Annotated in this window: 11 protein-coding genes; 5 read left to right on the top strand and 6 right to left on the bottom strand. The window is 66.5% G+C overall.

From position 1 onward, the window contains the following. Positions 1-22: 22 nt before the first annotated feature. The 3 genes from AC5P6A_RS17175 (at position 23) to AC5P6A_RS17165 (ending at position 1772) form a co-directional block, all read left to right on the top strand. A complete protein-coding gene (locus AC5P6A_RS17175) occupies positions 23-604 on the top strand; it encodes a TetR/AcrR family transcriptional regulator (protein ID WP_164144610.1) in 582 nt (193 codons plus the stop codon). Positions 605-648: 44 nt separating this feature from the next. Beyond that, positions 649-1029 (top strand): VOC family protein, encoded by a 381-nt coding sequence (locus AC5P6A_RS17170; RefSeq protein WP_164144609.1) that lies wholly within the window; start codon positions 649-651, stop codon positions 1027-1029. Between the two features lie 224 nt (positions 1030-1253). Continuing rightward, positions 1254-1772, top strand: a complete 519-nt coding sequence (locus tag AC5P6A_RS17165; protein ID WP_021202757.1) for a hypothetical protein — start codon at positions 1254-1256, stop codon at positions 1770-1772. A 46-nt stretch (positions 1773-1818) separates the two neighbouring features. Here the strand turns inward: AC5P6A_RS17165 and AC5P6A_RS17160 are convergent, their stop codons facing one another. Together AC5P6A_RS17160 and AC5P6A_RS17155 are read right to left on the bottom strand one after the other, a co-directional pair. Then, on the bottom strand, positions 1819-3930 hold the full coding sequence (locus AC5P6A_RS17160) for a TonB-dependent receptor family protein (RefSeq protein ID WP_155029796.1): 2112 nt from the start codon (positions 3928-3930) through the stop codon (positions 1819-1821). A 192-nt stretch (positions 3931-4122) separates the two neighbouring features. Continuing rightward, the gene (locus AC5P6A_RS17155) at positions 4123-5559 is read right to left on the bottom strand and encodes a serine hydrolase domain-containing protein (RefSeq protein WP_346715079.1); all 1437 of its coding nucleotides are present in this window, start codon (positions 5557-5559) and stop codon (positions 4123-4125) included. Between the two features lie 194 nt (positions 5560-5753). On the opposite strand from AC5P6A_RS17155, the gene AC5P6A_RS17150 reads away from it, so the two are divergent. Further along, complete coding sequence (locus AC5P6A_RS17150) at positions 5754-6422, top strand: GAD-like domain-containing protein (protein WP_346715078.1); 669 nt, start codon at positions 5754-5756, stop codon at positions 6420-6422. A gap of 146 nt (positions 6423-6568) precedes the next feature. On the opposite strand, the gene hutU is transcribed toward AC5P6A_RS17150, so the two are convergent. From hutU to hutI, 4 genes are read right to left on the bottom strand one after another with little or no spacing between them, the layout of a single operon-like run. Next, a complete protein-coding gene (gene hutU, locus AC5P6A_RS17145; RefSeq protein ID WP_233653978.1) occupies positions 6569-8236 on the bottom strand; it encodes a urocanate hydratase in 1668 nt (555 codons plus the stop codon). Further along, positions 8233-9087 (bottom strand): N-formylglutamate deformylase, encoded by an 855-nt coding sequence (hutG, locus tag AC5P6A_RS17140; protein ID WP_227844477.1) that lies wholly within the window; start codon positions 9085-9087, stop codon positions 8233-8235. Before hutG ends, hutU begins: the two co-directional genes overlap by 4 nt. Beyond that, entirely contained in the window at positions 9084-10625 is a 1542-nt protein-coding gene (hutH, locus tag AC5P6A_RS17135) for a histidine ammonia-lyase (RefSeq protein WP_171952790.1), read from the bottom strand. Before hutH ends, hutG begins: the two co-directional genes overlap by 4 nt. After that, complete coding sequence (gene hutI / locus AC5P6A_RS17130) at positions 10622-11845, bottom strand: imidazolonepropionase (protein WP_346715077.1); 1224 nt, start codon at positions 11843-11845, stop codon at positions 10622-10624. The genes hutH and hutI overlap by 4 nt, the downstream gene beginning before the upstream one ends. Before the next feature lie 67 nt (positions 11846-11912). On the opposite strand from hutI, the gene AC5P6A_RS17125 reads away from it, so the two are divergent. Continuing rightward, a complete protein-coding gene (locus AC5P6A_RS17125; protein ID WP_155029790.1) occupies positions 11913-13283 on the top strand; it encodes a formimidoylglutamate deiminase in 1371 nt (456 codons plus the stop codon). Positions 13284-13306 lie beyond the last annotated feature (23 nt).

Raw genomic sequence — 13306 nt, 5'->3', positions numbered from 1 at the left:
CTGTCTTAGCAAGGCGATCGCCGTGAGTCCACGACCCTCTGATGCCCCGCAACGGGTGATTGATGCCGCAGCACAGATGCTGGCGCGGGTAGGCCTCAATGCCACCAGCATTCGTGAGGTGACCAAGCTGGCCGAGGCGCCGCTGGGCTCCACCTACCACCATTTTCCTGGCGGCAAGCAGGAACTTCTGGCGCGCGCCACCTACATGGCCGGCGATAAGGTGGAGGCGCTTCTCGTCGAGCTGTTGAAGGGAGGGGCGGTGCAGGGCCTGCAGCAGTTCCTGGCAATGTGGCGCGAGCGCCTGCTGCGCTCCGGGTTCCGGGCGGGCTGCCCGGTACTGGCCGCTGCCGTGGAGGAGCCGGTGGAGGCAGTTCCGAGCCAGCCCCGTGCAGCAGCTGCTGAAGTGTTCGCACGTTGGCAGGGCCATCTGGCCGCAGCCTTCATTGCCGACGGCCACGATCTGGTCGCCGCGGGTGGGCTGGCCAATCTGGTGATTGCCAGTGTGGAAGGTGCGGTGGCGATGTGCCGCGCACTGCAGGACATCGCCCCGTTCGACCAGGTGGCCGCGCAGTTGCTGAAGGCAGTCGCGCCACCTGCACGCTAGAATCGGCCTGAACGCACGACTGCGTGCCCGGCAAGGATGTCTGCATGTTGCACCACCTTTCCCTCGGCGTCCGTGACCTCGACGCCGCAGGCCGCTTTTACGATGCCGCACTCGCCACACTGGGGTTTCGCCGGGTTTTCGAGGACGAGACCGCGATCGGCTACGGGTTGGTCGAAGATGAGGACGCGTTGTGCCTGAAGCTGCGTGATGACGCAGCAGCGCCGGGCCCCGGTTTCCACGTGGCGTTCGCTGCGGTGTCCGCAGCGGCCGTGGATGCGTTCCACGCAGCAGCCATGGCCAACGGTGGCACTGACAACGGTGCGCCCGGACTGCGCCCCGATTACGGTGACTCCTACTATGCGGCGTTCGTGGTCGACCCCGAGGGCCATCGCATCGAGGCGGTGACCAAGGCGCGGCCGGCGTGAAGCAGCCGGGCATTCCGGCGCCAGCCCGCTGAAGTTGCCAATCGCATGCCGTAGCGCGTCATGGCCCATACCAGGCCGACGATCGGCCAGCGCCCGTCCGCCCCTGGTACTCCCCAAGCCGTAGAGGCACGCGCAGTTTTCGATCCTGCCCGACTCTGCGCTATTATCCGCCGGGGGCCTCGGAACGTGGCCCGGCTTCAACCAACCCTGACAAGGACAAGCGCATGGATGTCGCTGCACGCAGGAACAGGACGTTGTTTCGTTGGATCATGGTGGCACTGCTGGCGGTACTGATGCCGTTTGCAGCGCTGGCACAGCCCGCAGCCGGGCAGGCCGATGGCGCCGAAGCCGCCACTGCCACGGAAGAGGCGCAATGTCGCGCCTGCAGCTATGAACGCATCGGGCCCAAAGTCGATATCGGGCTGGTTGCATTAGTGTCGCTGCTGGTGGTGGGTCTGCTGATCGCAGCGTCGCGGGAATGGGGCAGCACGTCGCAGCGCTGGACCTGCCGCACGCTGGCTCTGTTGCTGGTGGGCATCGGCCTGGCGTTGTTGTGGTGGGCTGGCAGCGTCGTCTACCTGGGCTACAACCCGTGGCAGGAAATGGCCGCCCCCGTCGGTGGCTCGCTCACCTCGACACTGCTCACTACCTCACCGAAGTGGCTGGCGGCGCTGGTGTTGATTGGTTTCGCGCCTTCCATCTGGAAGCGCAGCGAACGCCTGCCGGCCTGGCGTATCGGCTGACCCTGGAACGACGGCGCCGGGTCAGACCCGGCGCCGCCTGCGGCCATCAGTCAAAGCGCCAGCGCACGCCTGCATAGAGGCCACGACCTTCGCCCGGGGTCGAGCGCGCAACATCCTTGCCGGCGTCGTCGTAGCCCGGCGTGACCGTGGCCGCGTAGTGGCGGTTGCCGATGTTGCGCATCTCCGCCCAGGCCTGCCAGCGACCACCGGGTGCCTCGTAGCCGATGCGGCTGCCGAAGATCACGTGGCTATCGGCCCAGTAGCTGTTGGCGTAGTCCACCGCGATGCGCGAGGCGTATTCGCTGTTCAGCGCGGCGTACAGGCCGGAGGCATGATCGAAGCGCAGCTCGGCCTGGTAGCTGTGGCGCGGCAGGCCCGGCAGGCGGTTGCTGCCGAAGCGCGCATCGTGGCGGTAACCGAAATCACTGAAGGTGTAGGCCTGACGCAACGACAGGCGCCCCGGCGCGGCCTGCCACAGTGTGCTGTCCAATCCGGCTTCGATGCCACGGTGCACGGTGGGGCTGGCGTTGTTCTCTGCGATGAACAGGTTCGGTACCGGCTGCAGCTCCACGCTCAACAATTCATGGTTCACGTGGGCGTAGTAGCCGGTCAGTTCCCAGCGACCCAGCGCCGCGTCACCGCGCGCGCCCAGTTCCAGCGTGGTGGCGGTCTGGTTCTGCATCGGCACCGGCGCGCGCTGGCGGCCGGTAGACGGGCCATTGCCCGGCCCGAAGTACTGGTTCGAGCCCCAGATCATCGACCACGGGTGCGGCGCCTCCACCGAACGGCTGAGGTTGCCGAACCACTGCGTCTGCGCGCTGTGCTGCCAGGTGAAGCCCAGCCGCGGCGCGTAGTCCCAGTGGTGGTCGCGCAGGCGGCCTCCGCTGCTCGGCCAGGTCACCTGCACGTCGCGGCGGGTGCTGATCAGTGCCAGCCCGGTCTGCATGCGCAGGCGGTCGTTGAAGGTGAGGGTATTGCCGACGTGCAGCGTGCTGTCGGTGCCGTGGTGGCGGAAGTCACGCGTGCGCGTACCGGCGGCATAGCCGTTGCTGGCAAAGCGCAGCGACTCGCGCACATCGGCGTCCAGATCGTGGGTGACGCGCAGACCGATCGTGGTTTGGCTGTCCAGGCCGAACAGCCGGTGGCGGTGGTGGTAGTCCAGCGTGGCGTTGAGGTTGGCGTAGTCCAGCTGCTGGCGGTACAGGCTCTCGTTCAAGTCCATCGGGTACGTGTGGTAGACCAGCCCGGCCTGCAGCGAAGAATCCTCGTCGATCTGCAGCGTGGTGACATTGGCCACCCAGGTGCTGCCCGGCTGCGGGCGGCGCGCATCGATGGCCAGGTTGGCCGCGTTTGCCGCATGCGGATCGTTGCGGATCTGATCGCGGGTCAAGCGACCGGGCGTTTCGTGATTGGTTTCGCGGTAGCGCACGAAGAAACGCGTCTGCAGGTCGGGCGTGATCTGCCAGCCGATGTTGGCCATCGCGCCCTTGCCGTCGCCGCGCGCATGGCGCTGATAACCATCGAACTCGGTATCGGTGTAGGCCAGGAAGTAATCGAGATCTCCGTTGACACCGCCCCAGCTGATGCCGCGTTTCTGGTAGCCACGGCTGCCCGCTTCGTAGTGCAGCTGCACGCCCGCCGAATCACGTCCGCTGCGGCTGACGTAGTCGATGGCGCCGCCCAGCGCGAGCGCGCCGCGTTCGAAGCCGTTGGCGCCGCGGAGCACTTCCACGCGTGAAAGCCACAGCGGTTCGAGCAGCTCGTAGGGCGTGCCGCCCGGTCCGGTCAGCGGCAGCCCGTCGATCGAAACTGCAATACCAGACGCATGCGCACCCGGGCCACGGTTGATGCCCGAACCGCGGATCGAGATCTTGGTGCCCTCATTGCCCGGCGACTGCGCACTGATGCCCGGCTGGTAGGCCAGCACATCGGCGCTGCTGGAAAGGCGGCTGTCGGCCTTGGCCACGTCGATGACGTTGCTGGCGCCGGGTACACGCTTCAATGCCTCGCGCGCCTGGGCACTGGCATCAGTGGCAGCGGTGACGTGCACGGCATCCAGCGTGGTGGCCTGTGGGACCGCGGCGGCGGTGGAAGCTAGGCCGAGGGAAACTGCCAGGACCAGCAGTGATCGGGTGGGGCGGTACAACGAGAGCGACATGCGGGAATGCTGTAAACCACGAAAGTTGCGCGCAAGTTAACAGGTCGACGGCGCCACGTCACCCATCGGCGGCGTATGGCCGCCCGCCGCGTTCCTGTAGAGCCGAGCCCGCGCTCGGCTAATCGCGCAGCGCGGGTTCTCTGCGATCGCCATGAAGATCAGCCGAGCATGGGCTTGGCTCTACAGCAGGGTTTACGGCGAAGGCTTCGCCAGCGTCTTGGCCTTCGCGTACAGCGCCTTGGCAGTCTCCGCCTCACCCAACGCCGCATGGCACTCCGCCAAGCTGTCCCAGACGTTGGCGGATTGCGGATACAGCTCGGTGTTGAGCGTGAACACTTTCAGCGCCTTGCCAGCACCCAGACTCTCGCGGATGGCGTAGCCATCGGCATTGATCGCGCGCTCCAGTTCGCCGGTGGGAACGCCATTACTGTCGCGCAGCCAGCTACGCATCTGCGGTTTCGCATCGGTGCTGTCATCCAACGCATAGCCGATCAACCGCTCGGACAACACCGCATGCGGGAATTCCTTCGGCGCGGCCACCGCCATCGTGCTTTCCACCAGCGTGCTCGACCAGACATTGCGGGCGCTGCCGTTGGTCAGGTAAACGAATACCCAGTAGCCGCTGGCCAGCGTGCCCTTGTAGGCCAATCGCGCACGTACACGGGTGCCGCCATCATGGCCGACCTGGGTGTAGCCGTCACTGCGGGTGGTGTCCCAGCCGGTGGAGAAGAAATTGCTGCCGCCACCGCTCAGTTTCTGCGGCTGCCAGAGTGTTTCCAGGGTCGCCGTGCGCACCAGCTTGCCGGTGGCCAGTGCCTGCAGGAAGCGGTTCATGTCGCCCACGGTGGTCTGCAGGTCGGCATGGCCCCAGCCGTAGTCCGGCCAAGGGTCTTCATTGGCCGGCTGCAGTTGGCCGTCCTTGCCGATGTACGGCACCGCCGCGCGCGTGGCTGGCACGCTGGTGACACCCCACGAGGTGCTGGCCATCTTCAAAGGCTGCAGGATGCGTTCGCGTGCGATGGCCGGGTAGGGCTTGCGATAGTGCGCTTCCAGCAACGCCGTCAGCACCAGGTAGTTCGCCTGGGTGTACTGCACGCGGCTGCCGGTGGCGAACTGCATCGGCGCCGCGCCAGCCACCTTCAGTGCAGCGGCAAGATCAGGCGCCACACCGGTGTAGCCCTTGCTGACCCAGCGGTTCTCCACCCGGTCGTAGTACTCGCCGATACCCGAGCTATGGTTGAGGAAGTCGCGCACGTGGATTGCCTGCCATGCAGTCGGCAGGTCCGGAACATAGCGGCTTGCCGGCGCCTCCAGATCCACCTTGCCCTGATCGACCAATTGCATCACCAGCGTGCTGGTCAGCAACTTGGCCATCGACTGCGCGGCGAAGATGGAATCGACGGCGGCAGGTGTGTGCGTAGCGCGATCACGTTCGCCGCTGGCGCCCTGGTAGAGCACCTGGCCGTTGTGTGCGACCAGCACCGCCTGGCCGGCAATGCCGTAGCGCTCGCGGTCGACCTGCAGTTGGGTGTCGAGCTGATTGGAAAGATCGCCGGGGGACTCATGCGCCGAAGCGATCGGAGCGGCCAAGAGGGCGCAGCGCAATGCAGCAGCAAGGGTGCGGTACATCGCGATGATCCTTCCATCAGCGGTGATGGCGCATGTTGATCAGCGGCGGTCGACGGGTCAAGCGGAGGCGGGCGCCTATGTGAATGCGTGAATTTCCAATGGCCTGTCGTAAACAGCTCTTCGCGACTGATGAGGCACCAGATATAAGAGTGCCTCAGTCCAAACCGACGAGATAGCCTTGCATGGGAGGGCTAATGGAGGTGGATGAGGATTTCGCGCTCTTCATCGAGAGCTTCGGAGAGGCAACTGAACACGATCCGGTGCCAGAGACCAGCTTCTCCAAGTGGACGGGCATCTTGCCTGAATCGCTCTTGAGCTATTGGCGTCGGGATGGATGGGCGAACTATGGCAATGGACGGCTGTGGACGGTGAATCCCGAGGACTACGAAGGCCTGATGCACATGTGGTTGGCTGGTACTCCATTTCCCCTGATCGATACCTACCATGTGTTTGCCAGAAGCGGGTTTGGACGGCTCTACCTATGCGGCGAAGCATCAGGCGCTGGGGTGAGCATCGATCCGATCCGCAGTGGAGTATTTGCTCTTCAGAACTGTTTGAGACCCAAGTCTCTCGCACGACAGGAGGGGGGCATCAAGGCCTTCTTCGCCTGCGCGGAGCTCGACGATTTTGATCTGATGGATGGGGATGAAGAACTGCTCTTCGATAGGGCTGTGAACACTTGTGGGAACTTGCTGGCGGATGAGATGTTTGGCTTTGAGCCAGCGTTGGTTTGCGGCGGAGAAATCACCATTGAGAATGTGCGCAAGCTAAAGATTCAGCCGCACCTGCACATGCTCAGAGAGTTCGCCACACCTGCGTTTCCACGCTATGCGATTGATGTTAAACCGCTGGCCCGGAAGTGATCCAATCAAGTCGAATCATGTAGAGCCGAGCCCATGCTCGGCTGCCTTCCTGTCAGGCGTCGTGACCCTGGAAGCACTGAGCCGAGCATGGCTCGGCTCTACAGGTGCCTTGCGGTAGTGCCGGCCAGTGGCCGACACCCCTGCGATCAGCCGAGAATCCCCGGCAGATCCAGCCCCTTCTCCTTCGCGCAGTCGATCGCGATCTCATAGCCCGCATCGGCATGGCGCATCACGCCGGTCGCCGGGTCGTTCCACAGCACGCGGCCAATCCGCTTGGCCGCCGCCTCGGTGCCGTCGCAGACGATCACCATGCCGGCGTGCTGCGAGAAGCCCATGCCGACGCCGCCACCGTGGTGCAGCGACACCCAGGTTGCGCCACTGGCGGTGTTGAGCAGGGCGTTCAGCAGCGGCCAGTCGGACACCGCGTCGGAGCCATCGGCCATCGCTTCGGTTTCGCGGTTTGGCGAGGCCACGCTGCCGCTGTCCAGGTGGTCACGTCCGATCACCACCGGCGCCTTCAGTTCGCCGTTGGCGACCATCTCGTTGAACGCCAGTCCGAGTCGATCGCGATCACCCAGGCCGACCCAGCAGATGCGCGCCGGCAGGCCCTGGAACTTGATCTTCTCGGCGGCCATGTCCAGCCAGCGGTGCAGGTGGGGATTGTCCGGAATCAGTTCCTTCACCTTGGCATCGGTCTTGGCGATGTCTTCCGGGTCGCCACTCAGTGCCGCCCAGCGGAACGGGCCGATGCCGCGGCAGAACAGCGGGCGGATGTAGGCCGGCACGAAGCCGGGGAAGTCGAACGCGTTCTCCACGCCTTCTTCCAGCGCCATCTGCCGCAGGTTGTTGCCGTAATCCACGGTGGGCACGCCCAGTGCGTGGAAGCCGAGCATGGCGCGGATGTGATTGGCCATCGAAGCACGCGCGGCCTTTTCCACTTCCTTCGGTGCAGAGACACGCTTCTCGTCCCATTGCTCGACGGTCCAGCCCTGCGGCAGGTAGCCGTTCACCGGGTCGTGCGCGGAGGTCTGGTCGGTCAGCAGGTCCGGCTTCACGCCGCGCTTGAGCAGTTCGGCCAGCACGTCGGCAACGTTGCCGAGCAGGCCCACCGACTTCGGCGTTCCGGCCTTGCACGACTCCTCGATCATGCGCAGCGCTTCGTCAAGATTGTCGGTCCAGGTATCCAGATAGCCGGTGCGCAGGCGCATGTCGATGCTGCTCTTGCGGCACTCGACGGCCAGACAGGAGGCGCCGGCCATCACGGCGGCCAGCGGCTGCGCGCCGCCCATGCCGCCGAGGCCACCGGTGAACAGCCACTTCCCGGTCAGGTCGCCACCGAAATGCTGGCGCCCCATCTCCACGAAGGTCTCGTAGGTGCCCTGCACGATGCCCTGCGCGCCGATGTAGATCCAGCTGCCTGCGGTCATCTGGCCGTACATGGCCAGGCCCTTTCTATCCAGCTCGTTGAAGTGGTCCCAGTTGGCCCAGCGCGGTACCAGGTTGGAATTGGCGATCAGCACGCGCGGCGCATCGGCGTGGGTGCGGAACACACCCACCGGCTTGCCCGACTGCACCAGCAGAGTCTGGTCGTCGTCCAGGCGCTTGAGCGTTTCGACGATGGCATCGAAGCTCTCCCAGTCACGCGCGGCACGACCGATGCCGCCATACACCACCAGTTCCTGCGGGCGCTCGGCCACATCGGGGTGCAGGTTGTTCATCAGCATGCGCAGCGGTGCTTCGGTCAGCCAGCTCTTGGCGTTGAGCGTGGTGCCGGTCGGCGCGGCGATGGTGCGGGACGGGTCGTTGCGGGTCATGCGGCGCTCCGGTTCGTAGCGAATTCAAGGCAGGCGTTGAGCACCTGCGCCAGGGTGTGGCGCAACGGTGCGGCGTGGTCGGGGTCGAGCGGGGTGGGCCAGCTGTGTTCGTCCACCTGGTCCGGCAGGGGTTCGTGCATGTAGCCACGGCAGGCCAGCTCCATCTGCAGGCTGTGCACGCCGCCAGCGATGTTGCTGTAGTGGCGGGTGATCCAGCCGCCCTTGAAGCGGCCGTTGCGCACCTGGCTCATGCCACTGATCTTCAGCAGGTTTTCCACAACATCGCTCAAGGCGTTGTCGCAGGACGTGTCGGGTGCGCCGGACGGCCCGGCGGTACCGAGGTTGAACTGCGGCAGCTCGCCATCGAACAGGTGCGGAATATGCGAGCGGATCGAATGCGCGTCGTACACCACCACCGTACCGTGCTGCGCGCGCAGGCGGGTGATCTGTGCGGCCAGCGCATCGTGGTAGGGCAGGAAATATGTGTCGCGGCGCCGCGCGATCTCGGCGTCATCCGGCTCGCGGCCCGCGTGGTACAGCGGCTGGTTGTCGAAGGTGGTCAGCGGGCACAGGCCGGTGGTGTTCTGGCCCGGGTACAGCGACACGCCGCTGGGATCGCGGTTGAGGTCGATCACCGAACGTGAGATCGCCGAGCGCACCGTGGTCGCACCCATGCCGCGCACGAAGTCGTACAGCTCGTGCACCCACCAGTCGGCATCGCGGCGTGCCAGCCACGGAGAGTGGTAGTCGCCGATCAGGTCGTGCGGCAGCTCGCTGCCGGTATGCGGGAAGCTGACGATGAGGGGGGCGTTGCCCTCGTGCACCGTCAGCCAGTCGGGATGGGTATTCATGCCTGCGGTTCCACGGTTGGCAGCAGGTCGGTCAGGCCCTGCGCCAGCGCGCCACTGCGCACCAGATTCGTGGCGGTCACCATGTCCGGATGGAAGTAGCGGTCTTCTTCCAGCGTCGGCACCTGCGCACGCAGCGTGGCGCGCACGGTTTCCAGCGCGGCGCTGGAGCGCAGCGGCGCATGGAAATCACAGCCCTGCGCGGCGGCCAGCAGCTCGATGCCGATCACGTTGGCGGCGTTCTCGGCCATCTGCATCAGCCGGCGTGCGCCGTGCGCGGCCATCGACACATGGTCTTCCTGGTTGGCCGAGGTCGGGATCGAGTCAACGCTGGCGGGGTAGGCGCGCTGCTTGTTTTCCGAGACCAGCGCGGCAGCAGTCACCTGCGGAATCATGAAACCGGAATTCAAACCGGGACGTGGGGTCAGGAAGGCGGGCAGGCCGGACAGCGCCGGATCGACCAGCATCGCCAGGCGGCGCTCGCTGATCGAACCGATCTCGCACACCGCCATCGCCAGCATGTCGGCGGCGAAGGCCACCGGCTCGGCGTGGAAGTTGCCGCCGGACAGCGCTTCGCCGGTATCGGTGAACACCAGCGGATTGTCGGACACGCCGTTGGCTTCGATTTCCAGCGTGGTCGCGGCCTGGCGCAGGATGTCCAGCGCCGCCCCCATCACCTGCGGCTGGCAGCGCAGGCAGTACGGGTCCTGCACGCGCACGTCGTTGTCACGGTGTGATTCGCGGATGCCTGAGCCCTGCATCAGCGTGCGCAGGGTGGCGGCGGTGGCGATCTGCCCGCGCTGGCCGCGGATCGCGTGGATGCGCGGGTCGAAGGGCGTGTCGGAACCCTTGGCTGCTTCCACCGACAGCGCGCCGGTCACCAGTGCGGCCTGGAACACGGTCTCGATCTCGAACAGGCCGGCCAGCGCATAGGCGGTGGAGAACTGGGTGCCGTTGAGCAGGGCCAGACCTTCCTTTGCGCCCAGGTCAATCGGCTGCAGGCCGGCACGCGCCAGTGCGTCGGTTGCGGGCAGGCGTTCGTCACCGATGTAGGCTTCGCCCACGCCCAGCATCACGCTGGCCAGGTGCGAAAGCGGTGCCAGATCGCCGGAAGCACCCACCGAGCCTTGTGCCGGCACCACGGGCAACACGCCCTTGACCAGCATCGCTTCGAGCAGCAGCAGGGTTTCCTCGCGAATGCCCGATGCGCCTTGCGCCAGGCTGACCAGCTTCAGCGCCATCATCAACCGCACCACGTTGGCCGGCATCGGTTCGCCCACGCCAGCAGCGTGCGAGAGCACGATATTGCGCTGCAGGGTGGCCAGGTCTTCGCGCTCGATGCGCACGCTGGCCAACTTGCCGAAGCCGGTGTTGATGCCATACACCGGCGCACCCTTGGCGACGATGGCGGCGACTGCAGCAGCACTGGCGCGCACTACCGGCAGCGCGGCCGGATCCAGTGCAAGCGGTGCACCGCGATAGACCTGCCGCCACTGGGCGAGAGTGACGTGGCCGGGGCGAAGAACCAGGGTGTTGCTCATGTGTTGCTCCAGGAGGCAGGCAGGTCGGGCTGCCCGCGCACCACGCGCGCGTGCAGCGGGTTGAATCCAATGCGATAGACCAGGTCGGCGGGGGCGTCGATGTCCCAGATCGCCAGGTCGCAGTCCATGCCGACGGCCAGGCGGCCGATACGCTCGCCATGGCCCAGTGCGCGCGCCGCTTCACGGGTGAAGCCGGCGATGCACTCATCCACGGTCAGGCGGAACAGGGTCGCGCCCATGTTCATCGCCAGGAGCGGGCTGGTCAGCGGCGAGGTGCCGGGGTTGCTGTCGGTGGCCAGCGCCAGCGGCACGCCGGCCGCGCGCAATGCAGCGATCGGCGGCAGGGTGGTATCGCGGGTGAAGTAGAAGGCGCCCGGCAGCAGCACGGCCACGGTGCCGGCGGCGGCCATCGCGGCGATGCCGGCGTCATCCAGATGTTCAATATGGTCGGCCGACAGTGCTCCTAAGCTGGCGGCCAGTTCGGCGCCATGCTGGTTGCTCAGCTGTTCGGCGTGGATCTTCACTGGCAGCCCATGCGCGCGCGCCGCTTCGAAGACCTGCCGCGCCTGCGCCGACGAGAAGGCGATGTTTTCGCAGAACACATCCACCGCTTCGGCCAGGCCTTCCGCGGCGATGGCCGGAATCATCACGTCGCACACCTCGTCGATGTACTCCTGTGCTTCGCGGCCCGGCGGAATTGCGTGCGCGCCGAGGAAGGTGGTCACCACGTTGACCCGGCATTCCTCACCCAATGCACGCGCCACCTGCAGCTGCTTGCGTTCGTCGGGCAAGGTCAGGCCGTAGCCGGACTTGATCTCGATCGTGGTCACGCCTTCGGCACGCATCGCCAGCAGGCGCGGCCGGCTTTCGCGGGCCAGCTGTTCCGGCGTCGCGGCGCGGGTGGCGCGCACGGTGGAGACGATGCCGCCGCCGGCACGGGCGATCTCGGCATAGCTCACGCCCTGCAGGCGCTGCTCGAATTCGTTGGCGCGGTTGCCGGCGTAGACCAGGTGGGTGTGGCAGTCGATCAGGCCGGGCGAAATCCAGCGGCCTTCGCCATCGATGCGGGTGGTCGGCTTCAGGTGAGCGTCGCTGCCGGCCGGGCCAACGTGGACGATGCGGCCGTCGGCGCAGGCCAGTACGCCATCGCGGATGACACCCAGGCCGTCGCCGTCGAGGGTGATCAGGTGGACGTTGGACCAGAGGGTATCGACGTGCATGGCATCCACAACGCGGCTGTGCTTATATGTCTATACAATATAGGCGTCCATTTCGGGTTGTCCAGCCATGTCCGATTCGCGTTCCCCGCACAGTTTCCATGCTGCCCACGCCTTGCTGGCCGAGGGATGGGCCCGCGATGTCCGCCTGCAGGTGCAGGACGGCCGCGTCACGGCGATCCACACGGGGCAGGGCGCCCAGCACGACGACACCCGCGTCGGCATCCTGGTGCCCGGCCTGCCCAACCTGCACAGCCATGCCTTCCAGCGCGGCATGGCCGGCCTGACCGAGATCGGCGGCGGTGACGGTGACAGCTTCTGGAGCTGGCGCGAGCTGATGTACCGCTTCCTGGCCCACCTGCGACCGGACGCGGTGCAGGCCATCGCCGCCCAGGCCTACATGGAAATGCTCGAAAGCGGCTTTACCCGCGTCGGTGAATTCCACTACCTGCACCACGACGCCGATGGTCGCGCCTATGCCAACCGCGCCGAGATGAGTGCACGGATCGCGGCGGCAGCCGAGCAGACCGGCATCGGCCTGACCCTGCTGCCGGTGTTCTATGCGCATGCCGATTTCGGCGGGGCGGCGCCGAATCCAGCGCAGCGGCGCCTGATCCACGACGTGGAGGGTTTCGCGCAGCTGCTGGAGGCCGCCAAGCCGGCATTGGCCGCGCTGCCCGACGCGGTGCTCGGCATCGCACCGCACAGCCTGCGTGCGGTCACCGGCGAGGAACTGAGTGCGTTGCTGCCGCTAACCGACGGCCCGGTGCACATCCATATCGCCGAGCAGGTGCGCGAAGTGGAGGCCTGCCTGGCCTGGAGCGGCCAGCGCCCGGTGCAGTGGCTGTACAACCATGCGCCGGTGGATGCGCGCTGGTGCCTGGTGCATGCCACCCACATCACCGACGACGAGCGTGCCGCCATCGTGGCCAGCCAGGCGGTGGCCGGCCTGTGCCCGATCACCGAAGCCAACCTGGGCGACGGTCTGTTCCCGATGCAGGCGTTCGCGCGCGAGGGTGGCCGTTTCGGTGTCGGCTCCGATTCCAATGTGCTGATCGATGCGGCCGAAGAACTGCGCCTGCTTGAATACGGCCAGCGGCTGACCCTGCGCGGTCGCAACGTGCTGGCGCCGGATGCCACCCGCAGCACCGGTCGCTTCCTGTTCGAAGGCGCACTGCACGGTGGTGCACAGGCGCTGGGCGTGCCCGCTGGCCTCCAGGTCGGCGCCAGTGCCGACCTGGTCGAACTGGATGCCGGGCATCCCGCGCTGCAGGCGCGACAGGATGACGCATGGCTTGACAGCTGGGTGTTCGCCGCACGTAATGGCGCGCTGCGATCGGTCTGGCGCCATGGCCGCCAATGCGTGGCCGGGGGCCGCCACCTGCAGCGCGAGGCGATCACCACCGCCTTCGCCGCCGCCCTGCGCGGCGTGCTGGGCTGATCGCCTCCCGCTACCGAGACCCC

Source organism: Stenotrophomonas sp. YJH_SMC_20, from assembly GCF_059367845.1.
This window is presented reverse-complemented; position numbering and strand designations above follow the sequence as displayed.

Excerpts from the sequence above, each read along its gene's own strand:
- AC5P6A_RS17150 (WP_346715078.1), top strand. The coding sequence starts at position 5,754 with ATGGAGGTGGATGAGGATTTCGCGCTCTTCATCGAGAGCTTCGGAGAG.
- AC5P6A_RS17165 (WP_021202757.1), top strand. The coding sequence starts at position 1,254 with ATGGATGTCGCTGCACGCAGGAACAGGACGTTGTTTCGTTGGATCATG.
- hutH (WP_171952790.1), bottom strand. The coding sequence starts at position 10,625 with ATGAGCAACACCCTGGTTCTTCGCCCCGGCCACGTCACTCTCGCCCAG.
- hutI (WP_346715077.1), bottom strand. The coding sequence starts at position 11,845 with ATGCACGTCGATACCCTCTGGTCCAACGTCCACCTGATCACCCTCGAC.
- AC5P6A_RS17170 (WP_164144609.1), top strand. The coding sequence starts at position 649 with ATGTTGCACCACCTTTCCCTCGGCGTCCGTGACCTCGACGCCGCAGGC.
- AC5P6A_RS17125 (WP_155029790.1), top strand. The coding sequence starts at position 11,913 with ATGTCCGATTCGCGTTCCCCGCACAGTTTCCATGCTGCCCACGCCTTG.
- hutU (WP_233653978.1), bottom strand. The coding sequence starts at position 8,236 with ATGACCCGCAACGACCCGTCCCGCACCATCGCCGCGCCGACCGGCACC.
- AC5P6A_RS17155 (WP_346715079.1), bottom strand. The coding sequence starts at position 5,559 with ATGTACCGCACCCTTGCTGCTGCATTGCGCTGCGCCCTCTTGGCCGCT.
- hutG (WP_227844477.1), bottom strand. The coding sequence starts at position 9,087 with ATGAATACCCATCCCGACTGGCTGACGGTGCACGAGGGCAACGCCCCC.
- AC5P6A_RS17160 (WP_155029796.1), bottom strand. The coding sequence starts at position 3,930 with ATGTCGCTCTCGTTGTACCGCCCCACCCGATCACTGCTGGTCCTGGCA.